The organism is Serratia sp. NPDC078593 (genome assembly GCF_050268245.1).
GTDB lineage: Bacteria > Pseudomonadota > Gammaproteobacteria > Enterobacterales > Enterobacteriaceae > JBNNGK01.
Genome location: NZ_JBNNGK010000016.1, coordinates 76,702 through 93,764, shown reverse-complemented (window position 1 = coordinate 93,764; position 17,063 = coordinate 76,702). Strand labels below are relative to the sequence as shown.

Annotated in this window: 14 protein-coding genes; 3 read left to right on the top strand and 11 right to left on the bottom strand. The window is 50.3% G+C overall.

The genetic code is table 11. The features are described from left to right. Positions 1-135: 135 nt before the first annotated feature. Positions 136-954 (bottom strand): HMP-PP phosphatase, encoded by an 819-nt coding sequence (gene cof, locus ACQKDS_RS16415; RefSeq protein ID WP_399673938.1) that lies wholly within the window; start codon positions 952-954, stop codon positions 136-138. A gap of 166 nt (positions 955-1,120) precedes the next feature. Between cof and ACQKDS_RS16410 the strand changes: the two genes are divergently transcribed. Both ACQKDS_RS16410 and queC read left to right on the top strand, forming a co-directional pair. Beyond that, positions 1,121-2,824 (top strand): SgrR family transcriptional regulator, encoded by a 1,704-nt coding sequence (locus ACQKDS_RS16410; RefSeq protein WP_399673936.1) that lies wholly within the window; start codon positions 1,121-1,123, stop codon positions 2,822-2,824. Positions 2,825-2,931: 107 nt separating this feature from the next. Further along, positions 2,932-3,630 (top strand): 7-cyano-7-deazaguanine synthase QueC, encoded by a 699-nt coding sequence (gene queC / locus ACQKDS_RS16405; protein ID WP_399673934.1) that lies wholly within the window; start codon positions 2,932-2,934, stop codon positions 3,628-3,630. Positions 3,631-3,665: 35 nt separating this feature from the next. Here the strand turns inward: queC and ACQKDS_RS16400 are convergent, their stop codons facing one another. The 6 genes from ACQKDS_RS16400 to clpX (ACQKDS_RS16375) all read right to left on the bottom strand — a co-directional run bounded on the left by ACQKDS_RS16400 (position 3,666) and on the right by clpX (ACQKDS_RS16375) (position 11,141). Further along, the gene (locus ACQKDS_RS16400; protein ID WP_399673932.1) at positions 3,666-4,079 is read right to left on the bottom strand and encodes an acyl-CoA thioesterase; all 414 of its coding nucleotides are present in this window, start codon (positions 4,077-4,079) and stop codon (positions 3,666-3,668) included. Positions 4,080-4,237: 158 nt separating this feature from the next. Then, complete coding sequence (locus ACQKDS_RS16395; protein ID WP_399673930.1) at positions 4,238-4,630, bottom strand: ComEA family DNA-binding protein; 393 nt, start codon at positions 4,628-4,630, stop codon at positions 4,238-4,240. Between the two features lie 139 nt (positions 4,631-4,769). After that, positions 4,770-6,653 (bottom strand): peptidylprolyl isomerase, encoded by a 1,884-nt coding sequence (ppiD, locus tag ACQKDS_RS16390; RefSeq protein WP_399673928.1) that lies wholly within the window; start codon positions 6,651-6,653, stop codon positions 4,770-4,772. Between the two features lie 179 nt (positions 6,654-6,832). Further along, entirely contained in the window at positions 6,833-7,105 is a 273-nt protein-coding gene (gene hupB / locus ACQKDS_RS16385) for a nucleoid-associated protein HU-beta (protein ID WP_399673926.1), read from the bottom strand. 215 nt (positions 7,106-7,320) lie between these two features. Further along, complete coding sequence (lon, locus tag ACQKDS_RS16380; RefSeq protein WP_399673924.1) at positions 7,321-9,675, bottom strand: endopeptidase La; 2,355 nt, start codon at positions 9,673-9,675, stop codon at positions 7,321-7,323. A 194-nt stretch (positions 9,676-9,869) separates the two neighbouring features. Continuing rightward, positions 9,870-11,141: an ATP-dependent protease ATP-binding subunit ClpX gene (clpX, locus tag ACQKDS_RS16375; RefSeq protein WP_427622603.1), complete on the bottom strand. Its 1,272-nt coding sequence runs from the start codon at positions 11,139-11,141 to the stop codon at positions 9,870-9,872. Between the two features lie 308 nt (positions 11,142-11,449). Here clpX (ACQKDS_RS16375) and ACQKDS_RS16370 point away from each other — a divergent pair, with 308 nt between their 5' ends. Beyond that, entirely contained in the window at positions 11,450-12,040 is a 591-nt protein-coding gene (locus tag ACQKDS_RS16370; RefSeq protein ID WP_399674048.1) for an ATP-dependent Clp protease proteolytic subunit, read from the top strand. Positions 12,041-12,385: 345 nt separating this feature from the next. Here ACQKDS_RS16370 and clpX (ACQKDS_RS16365) read toward each other — a convergent pair whose 3' ends face one another. The 4 genes from clpX (ACQKDS_RS16365) to bolA form a co-directional block, all read right to left on the bottom strand. Continuing rightward, positions 12,386-13,660: an ATP-dependent protease ATP-binding subunit ClpX gene (gene clpX, locus ACQKDS_RS16365; protein ID WP_427622602.1), complete on the bottom strand. Its 1,275-nt coding sequence runs from the start codon at positions 13,658-13,660 to the stop codon at positions 12,386-12,388. 110 nt (positions 13,661-13,770) lie between these two features. Then, positions 13,771-14,394, bottom strand: a complete 624-nt coding sequence (gene clpP, locus ACQKDS_RS16360) for an ATP-dependent Clp endopeptidase proteolytic subunit ClpP (RefSeq protein ID WP_399671993.1) — start codon at positions 14,392-14,394, stop codon at positions 13,771-13,773. 403 nt (positions 14,395-14,797) lie between these two features. After that, positions 14,798-16,102: a trigger factor gene (gene tig, locus ACQKDS_RS16355; RefSeq protein WP_399671991.1), complete on the bottom strand. Its 1,305-nt coding sequence runs from the start codon at positions 16,100-16,102 to the stop codon at positions 14,798-14,800. 363 nt (positions 16,103-16,465) lie between these two features. Next, entirely contained in the window at positions 16,466-16,780 is a 315-nt protein-coding gene (gene bolA / locus ACQKDS_RS16350) for a transcriptional regulator BolA (RefSeq protein ID WP_399671989.1), read from the bottom strand. Positions 16,781-17,063: the final 283 nt, after the last annotated feature.

Here is a 17,063-nt window from a genome sequence, read left to right as displayed (position 1 = left end):
TTTTAACAAATCAAAAGGGGTTTTTATAACTGGCTCAAAGCTGAAAGCTTTACTGAACCCCCAGCCTAGCTGGGGGTTTTCTGCGCACAAAAAAAGCCGGGTAAATATACCCGGCTGGCTGCAAAGGGAACTCTGCTATACGGGGGTATAAGGAGAGCGTGGTGAACACAGCCAATGGTTCAAATAGTGCGCTACCGCCTGCTTTTCGCAGTGGCCAATAACCGGCAGTTGCGGCAATAGTGCTTTTAATTGCGGTAATGCATTGCCCATCACCACACCGTGGCCGACAGACGCCAACATTTCTTTATCATTCATTGCATCACCAAATGCCATGCAATCAGCCAAACTCAGCCCCAGATGATGACAAAGCCTATCCAGCGCCACGCCTTTATTACACCCTAGCGGCAATACATCGAGGCAATCTTCGGCTGAAAAACATAAATCGACTCGCCCAGAAAAATGGTCACTTAACCGCAACTGCAAAGCGACTAATGCCTCATGCGCCCCGACAAAACACACTTTGCTGTTGCCAATAGACGGCAAACTGCGTAGTTCAGTCAGTTGGAAATGGAAACCGCTCAGGTGATGCGCCTGTAACATTTCCGGCACCGCAAACTCTGTTAACCATCCCTCATTACGAAACACATGTAGACTGGCGGTGGTATGCCAATCACGCTGCAACAGTTCTTCGGCGATTTCTGCTGGTAAATCAGCCGTGTAGAGCAACTGCCCATGATCGTCATACACGCGGGTACCGTTGCCCGTAATCAGATAGCCCTGCAATCCCAGTTGCGCCATGACTGGCTGGGCATCAAGATAATGGCGGCCGGTGGCGAAGGTCACAATCATCCCTCTCTCCACCAGTCGATGCAGCATCGCCAATGTCGCCGCCCCAACCTGATGGTCAGGTGTCAGCAATGTGCCATCCATGTCAAAAGCAGCCAGCCGATACATAAAAACCCCTGTGTATGAGAGAAGATTACCGTGATTGCAGTATGTGATGGTATTTGCGGAAGTAATAGTGAACAATTTAAAAAAACTGTTCCTGATTTATGATTGACTGGCTTCAGGTCGCCGCAACACGGCAAATACAACGGTTTAAAAGACAAAAGGAAATGCCATGCGACTGATTCACCGCCTCAGTCAATACCAACGCCTGTATCAACAACTCGGCAGCGAGCCAGTGGCGATTACCATGGCACAACTGGCTGCGCTATTTTATTGCAGTGAGCGACATGCACGAACCTTAGTCCAACAGTTACAAGATCAAGGCTGGTTGAGCTGGCACTCGCAGGCAGGACGCGGTAAACGCGCGCAATTACAGTGCCTTAAAACCCCCGACGAATTGCGCGCTATGCTGCTTCAGCGGCTTTTGCAACGAGGCGATCACCGCGCGGCTCTTGAGCTGGCACGAGTGAATCCACAGCACCTGCAAGAACTATTGAGTCCTCACCTCGGCGGGCAGTGGCTGGCAGATAGTCCTACGCTGCGCATTCCCTATTATCGCCCACTCGAGTCACTGGAGCCGTTGACGCTCACCGGACGCGCCGAACAACACTTAGTCTCGACCTTGCATGCGGGATTGACTCGTTTTCATACCGGCAACCCACATCCTCAGCCAGATTTAGCGCACCATTGGCAGATCAGTGCTGACGGTTTACGTTGGCAATTTTTCTTACGCAGCCAATTGCGTTGGCATAATGGCGAACAGCTCAGCGGGCAGCAAGTGTTACAAACGCTAGAAAATCTGAAGCTGCATCCCCGCAGCCAACCTAGCCTGACAAGCGTAACGAAAATAAGCCTGCCGCATGCCTTATGCATCCAGTTCGATCTGCATACGCCAGATTATTGGCTAGCGCATCGGCTGGCTGATTTACCTTGCCTGATAACGCATCCGGAAAGTGTTACGCTCGGTGCAGGGCCATTCAAATTAATGCTGAATGAAGCACACTTGGTACGTTTAGAGCAGCATTCATTTTACCACCTGCAACATCCCTATCTGGAAAGCATCGAGTACTGGATAACACCAGAGCCGGATGCCGATTACGGTGTTACTCGTTGCCAACACCCGGTACAGATTACCCTTGGTCAACAGGAAGAACTACCGTTGGCACAGCCGGTTCAGCGCAGCACCAGCCCAGGATGGTGTTATCTCGCGCTCAATCTACAGCGCGGCATAGTATCTGAGCGCCAAGGGAAAAGGTTATTAATGCTGATACAGCAGTCCGGATTACTGGCTAATTTACCGATTCCCAATGGCGTGATTACTCCAAGCGAGGAAATGCTGCCCGGTTGGGCTATTCCGCAGCATGAAGTTATGGAAGAGCTATCGTTACCCTCTAAATTAACGCTGCTGTACCATCCACCAATAGAGCTGGTTACGGTGACCCATGCGTTAAAAGCACTATTAGCCAACCACGGTTGTGAGCTAGAAATTCACTACTTTTCCGGTAAGCGATGGCTCAGTACTGAGCAGATTAGCCAAGCCGATTTGCTATTGGCGGATAATCTCATCGGTGAGGCACCAGAGGCTACACTGGAAAGTTGGCTACGACAGGATGCACTATGGCGCGGAATATTGCCGGCAGCATACAGCCAGCAACAAGAACAAAACTTATTGCGTATTCAACAAATTAAAGATGAACCACAGCGCTTCAGTGAGCTAAAAAGCTATTATCAGCAATTAATGGCAGCGGCAATCATTACGCCATTGTTTAATTACCAATATCAGGTGAGCGCACCACCGCATATTCAAGGTGTCACGCTCACCGCACACGGATGGTTTGATTTCTGCCAGGCCTGGCTACCACCGCCTGTAGAGTAACCCCGCCTACGCCCTACTCGTCAATTCTGCTACTATAGCGAGGGTAAATTTACTCATCAGGTCGCCCGAATGTTTATCGGGAGGGACCGCAGCAAAAGGTTGATCTTATGAAACGTGCAGTGGTGGTATTCAGCGGTGGACAAGACTCCACGACCTGCTTAATTCAAGCCTTGCAACAGTATGACGACGTTCATTGCATTACATTCGATTACGGACAGCGTCACCGTGCAGAAATTGACGTCGCTCGCGAGCTGGCGCTGGCACTCGGAGCCAAAGCGCACAAAATAATGGATGTCGGTTTACTTAACGAACTGGCTGTCAGTAGCCTAACGCGCGATAACATTCCCGTACCGACCTTGGGTAATGAGCAACCCGGCGCATTACCCAGTACCTTCGTGCCAGGACGCAATATTTTATTCCTGACGCTAGCGGCAATTTATGCCTATCAGGTAGAAGCAGAGGCCGTGATCACAGGTGTTTGTGAGACCGATTTTTCTGGTTATCCCGATTGCCGGGATGAATTCGTCAAAGCACTTAATCAAGCCATCGTACTGGGTATTGCACGTGATATTCGCTTCGAAACACCGCTAATGTGGCTTGATAAAGCGGAAACCTGGGCATTAGCGGATTACTACCACCAGCTTGACCGCGTACGTCACAACACACTGACCTGCTATAACGGTCTCAAAGGTAACGGCTGTGGTGAGTGCGCTGCTTGCCATCTGCGCGCCAAGGGGCTAATGCAGTATCAGGCTCACCAGGCCGAAGTAATGGCAAGCCTGAAACACAAAACCGGGTTGGCCTGAATCTCTGCCGGGCGGCACTTGTAGCCGCCCATCTTCTACCGATGAGTCTCTTGCTGTTGCAAACTGATCAAATGCTCACGTAGCTCCCCTTCGATCGGTAACGCCTTCTGGGTTGTTAAATCCACACAGACGAAAGTCAATAACGCATCCGCTACCGGGGAGCCATCCGGCTCTAATGTTACCGTTTGGCTCAGTACACCACTTTTACCATTCAGTTGTTCCATCCGGCTATCAATGCGTAGCTTATCGCCCAGCACCGCCGGTTTACGGTAATTAATATTTATGTTTACCACGATAAAAGCGATGTGATTTTTGGTCATCCAATCGAAAGCATTCAGCTCGCTCAACCACTCCCAACGCGCCTCCTCCAAGAACTCAAGATAACGCGCGTTATTAACATGTTGATAAACATCAAGATGAAAGCCACGGACTTTAATATAGGTTTGCATAGTGAACGTTTGCTCCGGCCTGGTGATAACCCTGTCAGGCAGGCACTCTTGCCTGCCTAAGCTCATTTTATTATGTGCCACCCTACTGGTATGACCTGTAAAAATGTAGCAGAGGAATGCGGCTGCGAACGCACTTTGCCCCACAGCCGCGATCGGGATCACATTTTCAGCCGAGCACGATTTCTTTCGAACAAAGCAGGACCGATTCCAGGCACTTCCTGTAACTGATCGATTTCCGTGAATGGCCCATTTTGTTCACGATACCGCACAATAGCCTCGGCTTTTTTCAACCCGACACCATTCAGTACGCTGGCAAGTTGCTCAGCATCAGCCTGATTGATACTGACCATCGCTTCACCTTGGTAGGACGATTCAGCCTCACCCTGAGCCACCACTTTGGTTGAGGGGGCCACTGCGGTGGTTTTCTGCCCTGAAATCGGTTTCTCTGCCGCAATAGCGGGGGAAAGGCTCAACGCCAATAACGCCGCTACCAAGATGCTTTTGGCGCTACGTTGATAATATTGAACCACGCTTATTTTGTTTGATGACATCGCTGTATCCTCCTTGTGTTTAACAGCTAAGACACCTTGCAGCAGCCACAAAATTTCAGCAATGGCCGAAGACCAAATGTGGAAAAGGCCGCGAAAGCGGCCTTTGGGGATTACATCATGTTGCAGAAAACTGCGTGGCTTATTGCGGTTGTTGCTCCGCTGCACCCATTTTGATATCGGCTTCTTTACGCAGGTTAGTCAAGAGTGAGTCGAACGTCACACCCAAAGCGCCTTCCTGCATTTTACCGGTGAAGGTCTTCATCTCGTCAGCGGCTAATGTGCCCGGTTTCACCGCATCCAGAGCAATCAGCACTACATTGTCCTGGCGATCCTGCGACATGCCGTAAACCGGTTTGCCTGGCTGTGGATGAGGCAAGGCGAATACGCTTTCAACCAATTGGCTGTCTTCGCGCGCGCGCGCCATCTTCTGTTCAGCACCAAAGCTCAGACCTGCGGCTTTCATGGCTTCATCGCCTTTGCCCTGCTTCAGCTCAACCAGCAATTTCTCGCCTTGCAGCTTGGCCTCTTGCATGGCTTTGTTGCGTGTCACCAGCTCGGCGACGCGATCTTTCACTTTGTCGAATGGCTCAACACCTTCAGGTTTGTGGCCCGATACCCGAACAACGAAGGCACGATCGCCCTCAACATTAATGACATCAGAGTTGCTACCCGGAGCGCCATTCTCGCCGATCAGAGAACCGTCAAAGATCGCTTGTACTAATGGCTTGAAGTTTAATTCTGCTGGAATGTTATCACGGGTGAACCACGCGGTTTTCACTGCTTTAACGCCAGCGGCGTCTTCTGCCGAGGCCAATGATTCATTGTCGTTGGTCGCCGCTTCGCTGACTTTTTGCTGCAGTGCATAATACGCGTCTAACGCTTTTTCCTGCTTCACTTTTTCAGCAATCGTTTCACGCACTTCACTCAACGATTTCACCTTTTCAGGTTCGATGTCGTTAAGACGCACAATCAGGTAACCCACGGAAGACTTCACCACGCCGGAAACCTGGCCTTTTTCGGTGAGGTTAGCTTGTTTCAGTTCATCCGCTGTGGTATCAGGTTCCAACCAACCCAGCTCGCCGCCGTTACGCTTAGAGATGATGTCGGTAGATTTTTCTTTCGCCAGTGAAGCAAAATCGCCGCCGTTGTTCAGCTCTTTCAATACCGCTTTGGCTTCATCTTCGGTCTTCAACTGAATTACGCTATAGTTCTTGCGTTCAGGCTGGCCGAAGCTGCTTTTGTGCTGATCGTAGTAATCGCTAATTTCAACGTCGCTGACCGTGATCTTATTTTGCATCGCCGCAGCATCCATTGGGATATAACTCACCTGAACTTCTTCAGGTGCCAGGAAGCTGTTTTTGTTTTGTTGGTAATAATCGTTAAGCTCATCATCGCTGACATTTTGCTTCGCCTGCAGCGCCTTGAGATCGATGGTCGCTAAACGCACATCACGCTCTTGCAGCACCAGCGCCGCCATCAACTCAGACTCGCTTGGCAGAACAAAACCGGAATTACCGAATGCCTGAATAACCTGCTGGTTCAGCAACTGTTGGCGCATAGACTGCGCATAGTTATCGGCGCTGTAGCCCATTCGCGTAATCAAATCGAGATACTTGGCGTTATCAAATTGACCGTCAGTCTGGAAATAAGGCGCTTTACGGATCGCATCCTTAACCTGATCATCACTGATGGTCAGACCGAGTTTTTTCGCATACTGATCAAGCAATACGTTGTCGATCAACTGTGAGAGTGACTGACGGCGCAGTTGCTGCATATAGCCTTCATTGCCAGCCAATTCCGAAAACTGGTCGCCCAATTGCTGCTGCATTCGGCTGCGTTCACCCTGGAAGGCCTGTTCCAGCTGAGCGCGTTCGATCACCTGACCATTTACTTTCGCTGCATAATCGCCGGAACCGCCGATCAGGTAGTTACCCACCCCGGTCAAGACAAATGACAAAATGATCAGGGCCAGGATGATTTTGAGCACGACGTGATTAGCTGCCGCGCGTAAATTGTCCATCATAGTGTGACAACACTCCGCTGTAATATGGATTAAAAACCCTTGTGCAGGCGCGTTCCCTGCGACAAAAATAAAAAAAGCGCATCAATCCGATGCGCCTTGTATCTTACCTTACCAACTCGATTGCGTCAGGTGATTGTTTAACACAAAACCTATTGACGCTAACCGGTTAGACGCTGCAATCAGTTTACCGCGTCTTTCAGCGCTTTACCTGCACGGAAGGCGGGTACTTTGGCAGCAGCAATGTTAATTTCTTTACCGGTCTGCGGGTTACGGCCGGTGCGAGCTGAACGCTCACGCACGGTAAAAGAACCGAAACCAACCAGAGCCACGTCATCCCCTTCCTTCAAGGATTCAGTTACAGATGCAATGATTGCATCTAAAGCACGTCCAGCTGCCGCTTTGGAAATATCAGCACCTGCGGCAATTTTGTCGATCAGTTGTGACTTATTCACTCTATCATCCCCTCTAGAATTCTATCGCCGCACCGAAAAATCCCTACGGCACGACAGCGCAGCTGTTATATCAAGCCCATCGAACCTTGGCAAGCTGCTCACGATGTAGCGAGACTCAGGCCGACAGTTGTCTAAGTTAGCGGCACAAAAAAATACTGGCAAGTGCGAATTGACCTGCCAGCATAAGATTTATCAATGGTTTTTGCAGTACGTCACTATTTTACCGCGACCGGCTGAGCGCCGAATGCCGGGTTTTGCAACGCAATGTTCAAAACTTCATCAATTTTTTGTACCGGATGAATCTCAAGATCGGCGATAACGTTATCAGGAATTTCCTCCAGATCGCGTTTATTCTCGTAAGGGATCAGCACGGTCTTAATGCCGCCACGATGCGCCGCCAGCAGTTTTTCTTTCAAACCGCCAATTGGCAGCACTTGACCACGCAACGTAATCTCACCGGTCATCGCCACATCGGCACGCACCGGGTTGCCTGTCAGGCAAGAAACTAATGCGGTACACATGGCAATACCGGCACTTGGGCCATCCTTCGGCGTTGCACCTTCAGGCACATGCACGTGGATATCACGTTTCTCGTAGAAATCCGCGTTGATACCCAATTTGTCAGCCCGAGCACGCACCACGGTCAGCGCGGCCTGAATGGACTCTTGCATGACTTCGCCCAACGAACCGGTGTAAGTCAGCTTACCTTTGCCCGGTACGCAAGCCGTTTCAATGGTCAGCAGATCGCCCCCCACTTCCGTCCATGCCAAGCCGGTCACCTGCCCCACACGGTTTTCGGTGTCTGCACGGCCGTAGTCCACACGCTGAACGCCCAAGTAATCCTTCAGGTTGTCACCGTTGATCTCGATGTGCTTGGTAGTTTTGTCCATCAGCAGCGTTTTTACTGCTTTACGGCACAGTTTGGAAATTTCACGTTCTAAACTACGCACCCCAGCTTCACGCGTGTAATAGCGAATAATGCCGATAATAGCGCTGTCATCAACCGTTAACTCATTTTTCTTCAATGCGTTACGTTCGAGCTGTTTAGGCAGCAGGTGCTGTTTAGCAATGTTCAGCTTTTCGTCTTCGGTATAACCGGAAAGACGAATCACTTCCATACGATCCAAAAGCGGCGCTGGGATGTTCATCGAGTTAGACGTAGCCACAAACATCACATCGGACAGATCGTAATCGACTTCCAAATAGTGATCGTTGAACGCAACGTTCTGTTCGGGATCCAGCACTTCAAGCAGTGCAGAAGCCGGATCGCCACGCATGTCGGACGACATTTTGTCGATCTCATCCAGCAGGAATAATGGGTTTTTAACCCCCACCTTCGCCATTTTCTGGATCAGTTTACCCGGCATAGAACCAATATAGGTGCGGCGGTGCCCACGGATTTCAGCCTCATCGCGAACGCCACCTAAGGCCATACGCACGTACTGACGGCCGGTCGCTTTGGCGATCGACTGCCCCAGAGAGGTTTTACCCACCCCAGGCGGCCCCACCAGACACAGAATTGGCCCTTTGATTTTGCTGACACGACTTTGCACCGCAAGATACTCAAGGATGCGGTCTTTGACGCGTTCGAGGCCATAGTGATCGGTATCCAGCACTTCCTGCGCTTTGACCAAGTCTTTCTTCACTTTGCTGCGCGCACTCCACGGCACTTGCAGCATCCAATCGATATAGCCACGTACTACGGTCGCTTCCGCAGACATCGGCGACATCATTTTCAGTTTTTGCAGTTCCGCTTCGGTCTTTTCACGCGCGTCTTTCGGCATTTTCGACGCATCAATCTTGCGCTTCAGCGCTTCGTGTTCGTCTGGCGCGTCATCCATCTCACCCAGTTCTTTCTGAATAGCTTTCATCTGCTCGTTCAGATAGTACTCGCGCTGGCTCTTTTCCATCTGTTTCTTGACGCGATTACGGATACGTTTTTCCACCTGCAGCAGGTCGATCTCCGATTCCATCATCGCCATCAAATACTCAAGACGCTCGGTAATATCGAACATCTCTAATACCGATTGCTTGTCGCTGAGCTTCAGCGGCATATGCGCGGCGATGGTATCCGCCAGACGCGCAGCGTCGTCGATGCTGTTCAGTGAAGTCAGCACCTCCGGGGGAATTTTTTTGTTCAGTTTGATATAGCCTTCAAACTGATTGATCGCGGTGCGCACCAAGACTTCTTGTTCACGCTCGTCAATCGCCGGTGAGTCAAGGTACTCTGCGTGCGCCGCAAAATGTTCGCCGCTGTCAGAAAGCGTGGTGATACGCGCACGCTGTAAGCCTTCGACCAACACTTTTACCGTGCCGTCGGGCAGTTTCAACATTTGTAGGATCGACGCTACCGTGCCGACCGAGAACAAATCGTTAATGCCTGGTTCATCCGTTGAGGCCTCTTTCTGTGCCACCAGCATGATCTTCTTATCGTGATCCATTGCGGCTTCGAGGCACCGAATCGACTTTTCCCGGCCAACAAATAACGGGATCACCATGTGCGGATAAACCACCACGTCACGCAAGGGCAGGACGGGGATTTCAATGCGTTCGGAACGCTCAGGGTTCATAGAGCTCTCTCTTAGTTTAATTTCCGCCAGGATTTAGGGGAATCTCATGAGACGCAAGCATGAAACGTTTCATAAAATCTGGTTACTGAGTATATGGGGATGAATCTCTTACATTCAACGGCAAGAATGCAGGAAAAAGAAATGGGGGATAAAATCCCCCACTTTACGGTTAACTTTCTGGTTTGGCTGGTTAATTATTCGCCTGACGCCTGCGCTTCAGGTTTACCATAAATCAACAACGGTTTGGACTGACCGGCAATCACCGATTCATCAATCACCACTTTGTCTACGCTTTCTAACGATGGCAGGTCATACATGGTGTCTAACAATGCGCCCTCAACAATAGAACGCAGACCACGTGCGCCGGTTTTGCGTTTCATCGCTTTCTTGGCGATCGCCGCCAGCGCCTCGTCGCGGAACTCCAGCTCCACGCCTTCCAGATTGAACAACGCCTGATACTGCTTGGTCAGCGCGTTTTTTGGCTCTTTCAGAATTTGCACCAGCGCGTCTTCGCTCAGTTCGGTCAGCGTCGCAACCACCGGCAGACGACCAATGAACTCCGGGATCAAACCAAATTTGATCAAGTCCTCCGGCTCCGTCTGTAATAACAGTTCGCCCTCGGTCGCTTTTTCAGATTCGCCCTTAACGGTGGCACCAAAGCCAATACCTGAACCGGTATTCACCCGCTGGCCAATCACCTTATCCAAACCGGCGAATGCCCCACCACAGATGAACAGGATTTTAGAGGTATCAACCTGCAAAAACTCCTGCTGAGGATGCTTACGCCCCCCCTGTGGCGGCACCGCCGCCACCGTGCCTTCAATCAGCTTCAGCAACGCCTGCTGGACGCCTTCACCCGAGACATCACGGGTAATGGACGGGTTATCTGACTTACGGGAAATCTTATCAATTTCGTCAATGTAGACGATGCCGCGCTGTGCCTTTTCCACATCGTAGTCGCATTTCTGCAACAACTTCTGGATGATATTCTCCACGTCTTCCCCCACGTAACCGGCTTCGGTCAACGTGGTGGCATCTGCCATGGTGAACGGCACATCCAGAAAACGGGCCAGCGTCTCGGCCAACAGCGTTTTACCGCTACCGGTCGGGCCAATCAATAGGATATTACTCTTGCCCAACTCGACGCCATTGCTGTTATCGCCGTTGCGCAGACGTTTGTAGTGGTTGTACACCGCTACCGCCAAGACTTTCTTCGCCGGCTCCTGACCGATGACATAATCATCCAGGTGATGACGGATTTCGTGTGGCGTCGGCAGCGAACTGCGCTCACGATGCGGTGCGACCTCTTTGATCTCTTCGCGAATGATGTCGTTACATAAGTCGACACACTCATCGCAGATATACACTGACGGGCCAGCAATCAACTTACGCACTTCATGCTGGCTTTTGCCGCAAAAAGAGCAGTAAAGCAGCTTTCCCGATCCGTCTTTGCGCTTATCTGTCATCACTTAACCCCATGCCTTTATCAACGGCCTTACTCAGTTGACTTAAATTAGGTGTATTACGCTTAATATAGCGCAGATTTGCAGTAATTTGTCAGCAAAAGAGGCCACAAGTTCAGCGTGCTATTCACTGTTATTGCTATTTTACGAACGGTTCTCAAAATCCCGTATCATTCGCCTAATGCAAAAAAAGAAATTAATAGACTGTTTTTAATAAAGAAACAGTCCAAGTGCGAGTTGATTTAGCTACCAGATGAATTATGCTAAACTCTTGTCACTAACGACAGATCATATCCGATGGAGTCTAAAGAATGCCCCAGGAGCCAAACAAAGAAAACGGCCAGGATGAGAAAAACTCAGCGCTGGCCCTTAATAAACTGCTGCAATCCCGTTCTGTGATCATTTCAGGCGAAATTGACCAGGCTCTGGCAGAAAAAGTCACGGCACAGTTGCTGATTTTGCAAGAGATGAGCGATGAGCCGATCAAATTGTTCATCAACAGCCAAGGTGGCCACGTTGAAGCTGGCGACACCATCCATGACATGATTAAGTTTGTGAAGCCTAAAGTGTTGGTTATCGGTACCGGCTGGGTAGCCAGCGCCGGGATCACCATCTTCCTCGCCGCCGAAAAAGAAGATCGCTACGCGCTGCCTAACACGCGCTTCATGATCCACCAACCATTAGGCGGCGTCAGAGGTAAAGTTTCCGATATTGAGATCGAGGCTAATGAGTTGCTCCGCGCTCGCGATCGCATCAACAAACTCATCAGTAAGGCAACCGGCCAGCCACTGGAAAAAGTTGAGCAAGACACCGACAGTAATTACTGGATGAGCCCGGAACAGGCGATCGATTACGGTATTGTCAGCCATCTGATTACCCGTTATGACGAGTTGCAAAACTAAGTTTCTGTCTTGTTTGATGGAACAACCCGATTGCTAAAACGGTCTGTTATCAGGGAACCACGGTAGACGGCTCTCAAGCTGGATACGGTGGTTCACTACAAAGCAATCGGGTATCCCCCACCAACCTAACGTTTGATTCAGCCCCCTGTCTGCGCATCATGTACCCACCGTTTTCTGTCATTTTCATCATCGACTCAAGCGATGGATAGCTTACCTGACGCCATAAATAATGCTAAACATCCATACCGCGGGTAAAAATACAAAACGCCTGATGGATTGCATCAGGCGTTCTAACGTAAAGGTATCAAATTTATACCAAGGCGAGCGAGTCACTCACGGAGAATATTATTCTCCCGATGCTTGCTGCACCTCTGGCTTGCCATAAATCAGCATTGGTTCGGCTTGGCCTTCAATCACTGAGTCATCGATCACCACTTTTCCCACATCATCCATTGAAGGGAGATCGTACATGGTGTTCAACAATGCGCCCTCAACAATAGAACGCAGACCACGTGCGCCGGTTTTGCGTTTCATCGCTTTCTTGGCGATCGCCGCCAGCGCCTCGTCGCGGAACTCCAGCTCCACGCCTTCCAGATTGAACAACGCCTGATACTGCTTGGTCAGCGCGTTTTTTGGCTCTTTCAGAATTTGCACCAGCGCGTCTTCGCTCAGTTCGGTCAGCGTCGCAACCACCGGCAGACGACCAATGAACTCCGGGATCAAACCAAATTTGATCAAGTCCTCCGGCTCCGTCTGTAATAACAGTTCGCCCTCGGTCGCTTTTTCAGATTCGCCCTTAACGGTGGCACCAAAGCCAATACCTGAACCGGTATTCACCCGCTGGCCAATCACCTTATCCAAACCGGCGAATGCCCCACCACAGATGAACAGGATTTTAGAGGTATCAACCTGCAAAAACTCCTGCTGAGGATGCTTACGCCCCCCCTGTGGCGGCACCGCCGCCACCGTGCCTTCAATCAGCTTCAGCAACGCCTGCTGGACGCCTTCACCCGAGACATCACGGGTAATGGACGGGTTATCTGACTTACGGGAAATCTTATCAATTTCGTCAATGTAGACGATGCCGCGCTGTGCCTTTTCCACATCGTAGTCGCATTTCTGCAACAACTTCTGGATGATATTCTCCACGTCTTCCCCCACGTAACCGGCTTCGGTCAACGTGGTGGCATCTGCCATGGTGAACGGCACATCCAGAAAACGGGCCAGCGTCTCGGCCAACAGCGTTTTACCGCTACCGGTCGGGCCAATCAATAGGATATTACTCTTGCCCAACTCGACGCCATTACTGTTATCGCCGTTGCGCAGACGTTTGTAGTGGTTGTACACCGCTACCGCCAAGACTTTCTTCGCCGGCTCCTGACCGATGACATAATCATCCAGGTGATGACGGATTTCGTGCGGCGTCGGCAATGCATTACGTTCGCGATGTGGTGAGATCTCTTTAATCTCTTCGCGAATAATATCATTACATAAATCAACGCACTCATCGCAGACGTACACTGACGGACCGGCAATCAGCTTACGCACTTCATGCTGGCTTTTGCCGCAGAAAGAGCAGTAAAGCAACTTTCCCGAACCGTCTTTGCGTTTATCTGTCATTAATTTACCCCTATTCTTTTCACTAACCTGCTCTCAGGGAGAGTGTCCACCTGCCTGAGTCTCATGGGCAGTGATGTATACCGTTCAGGTATACCGTCTAACGCAAAAAACTAGTTACGCTGGGTCAGTATGGAATCAACTAAACCATACTCAACGGCTTCACTGGCAGAGAGGAAACGATCGCGCTGCGTATCATTCTCAATGGTTTCAACCGTCTGACCGGTGTGTTTAGCCATCAAGCTGTTCATCTGATGCTTAGTTTTTATAATTTCACGAGCATGAATATCAATATCTGAAGCCTGGCCTTGGAAACCACCCAACGGCTGGTGAATCATCACCCGAGCATGAGGTAAACAGAAACGTTTGCCCTTAGCACCGGCGGTAAGCAGGAACGAGCCCATTGAACATGCCTGCCCCATACAAATAGTACTGACATCCGGCTTGATAAACTGCATGGTGTCGTAGATTGACATACCCGCCGTGATCACCCCACCCGGTGAATTAATGTACAGGAAAATGTCTTTTTCCGGGCTTTCTGCTTCGAGGAACAACATCTGTGCCACGATCAAGTTAGCCATGTGGTCTTCAACTTGGCCGGTCAGGAAAATAATGCGCTCTTTCAGCAGGCGGGAATAGATGTCATATGAACGCTCCCCACGTGAAGTCTGCTCCACCACCATTGGCACCAGTGCCATGTTAGGTGCAAATTGATCTTGTTCGCCACTGTATGACATTACCGTCTCCTAATAGAAATTGCCTTGGCGCCATTGTTTGTCGATTCTACTTGAGAACAGCCACGCTGACTACGCTCAAGCGTCCAACACACGCCACATGACCCTGACGGTCGTTATCATCCCGTGCTCTCGGCAAACAGCTCTGGTTTATACCAGTTGGGGAGTTACGGATGGGTTTTCAAGCCCAGATCGCAAATTTCCGCACCTGCCGTCTGCGACTACCGCGCATACCAGCAGCATCATGCCAGCTATTGACGCAGGTAACAGGGTAAATATAGTGCATATTGCCACGCTCAACCCCAGATTAATCAGCAACGTGGCAAAAAGAAAAGCCCGTAACCGAAGTTACGGGCTTTTTCAGATAACATCAGGCTTTAGCTCGCTAAAACTCAGCGCACAAATATTACGCCTGTTGAGTCTGATTCATCAACTCAGTGAAGGTTGTCGCTTTCTCAGTCACCTTCGCCTTAGCCAACAACGTTTCTACCGCTTGTTCTTCTAAAGCAACGTTACGCATGTTGTTCATCAGCTCTTTGTTTTTGCTGTAGAACTCAATGACTTCGGTTGGATCTTCATACGCAGATGCCATTTCTTCGATCAGCGCTTTCACACGATCTTCATCCGCTTTCAGTTCGTTAGTGCTGATCACTTCGCCCAGCAACAGACCAACCACAACGCGACGCTTGGCTTGTTCTTCGAACAGTTCACGAGGCAGTTCCAGCGCTTGCTTCTCGTTACCACCGAAACGCTGTGCAGCTTGACGACGCAGTACGTCGATCTCACCGTCGATCAACGCTGCAGGGACGTCAATCTCATTGGCGCTGACCAAACCGTCGATAGCCTGAGACTTAATGCGGTTACGCACCGCGCCTTTCAGCTCACGCTCCATGTTTTTACGCACTTCGGCACGCAGACCTTCCACAGAACCATCCGCCACGCCGAAACGCTTAATGAACTCTTCGGTCAGTTCTGGCAGCTCACGCTCTTCCACTTTCTTCAGCACGATGGCGAACTTGGCCGCTTTACCCTTCAGGGTCTCAGCGTGATAGTCTTCTGGGAAGTTAACGTCGATAGTGAATTCTTCACCGGCTTTATGACCAACCAGACCTTCTTCAAAACCTGGGATCATACGACCCTGGCCCATTGCCAGTACGAAATCAGACGCTTTACCGCCTTCGAATTCTTCACCATCGATAGAGCCGTTGAAATCAACGGTCACACGGTCTTCGGCTTCTACTGCGCGCTCGCTGTCTTTCCAAGTCGCCTGTTGCTTACGCAGGGTGTCCAGCATGGTGTCAACATCAGCGTCGTTGACTTCAACAACTGGTTTTTCAACTTCGATGTTTTCCAAGCCTTTCAGCTCAACTTCTGGATACACTTCGAACTCAACGGAAAAGTTGAAGTCTTCACCTTCTTTATACTCACCCGGCGCATAGTTTGGTGCGCCAGCTGGGTTAATTTTTTCTTTGATGATCGCGTCAACAAAATTACGCTGCATCAGATCGCCCAGCACGTCTTGACGAACAGAGGCGCCATAACGCTGTTCAACGATGTTCATCGGCACATGGCCTTTACGGAAGCCGTCGATACGCACGCTTTTCGCCGCGTTGATCAATTCTTTCTTTACTGCCTGCTTGATAACATCAGCGGGTACAGTAATAGAGAGACGGCGCCCAAGGCCTTGAGTGGTTTCTACTGAAACTTGCATCTTGTTACCTCAAAAAAATCACAGTGCTCGGTCAACTCCGTTCCAACAACCAGGACGGCTGCATTACAGAACCGAGTTCCCTGATGTCGAGAGCGTCCCGAAACCATTCCGGAAAAATAGACGCGACATTATAGCGGCGCATGCGGAGCGAGTCGAGGAAAGCGAGGCCGCGCAGGCACGTTAAAACTCACACTTTTATCGATTTTCGATAAAAAAGCGCGGTTATCAGCCTATCTGCGTTGCATCACACATGCGCCATATCGTCCTCAAAAACAGAAACGGCCCGCAGGCCGTTTCAAAATTCGTCAGTAGTAATACCTTAAATCGAGGCTAAAGTTCCACTGATACCTGAGTTTTTACGCATCAGGCTAAGGTGCCAGCCCCGCGACAGGGTGGCGAGGCCGGTACGGTATCCTGTAGCCCCTCCCACTCTTTCTGGGTATAGGTATGCAACGCTAACGCATGCACACCGTCGGCCAACTCATCAGCCAATACGCCATAAATAGCCCGGTGACGCGTCAAAAACCGTTCGCCAACAAAGCGATCGCTGACCAACACCACTTTAAAATGGCTTTCTGAACCCGCCGGAACGTTGTGACGATAGCTTTCATCAACGACTTCCAGATACGCGGGCTCAAACGCCGCCCTTAACTTTGCTTCTATTTGCTCGCGAATCATAGGATCTCCTTACAGCGCCGGCAGTGGATCATGCCATCTATTTCAATATTAGCCGGTTTTACCCCCGTTAGAATATGCCAATCGTAAATTTCTCCGTTCTGCGGTGAGAAAAACGCCGAAATGGCTATTCGCTTGGGGTTTATCTTATTGAGGCGCACCTAAAAGCATGTTTTTATCAACAACAAGTAAAAAAATGTCACTCAGACGTACTGAGCACTTTCCCCGGCTGGCGGCAATGCTATGATGTCGACAACTCTGTTGTTGATCATCCCGCTTTGATTAT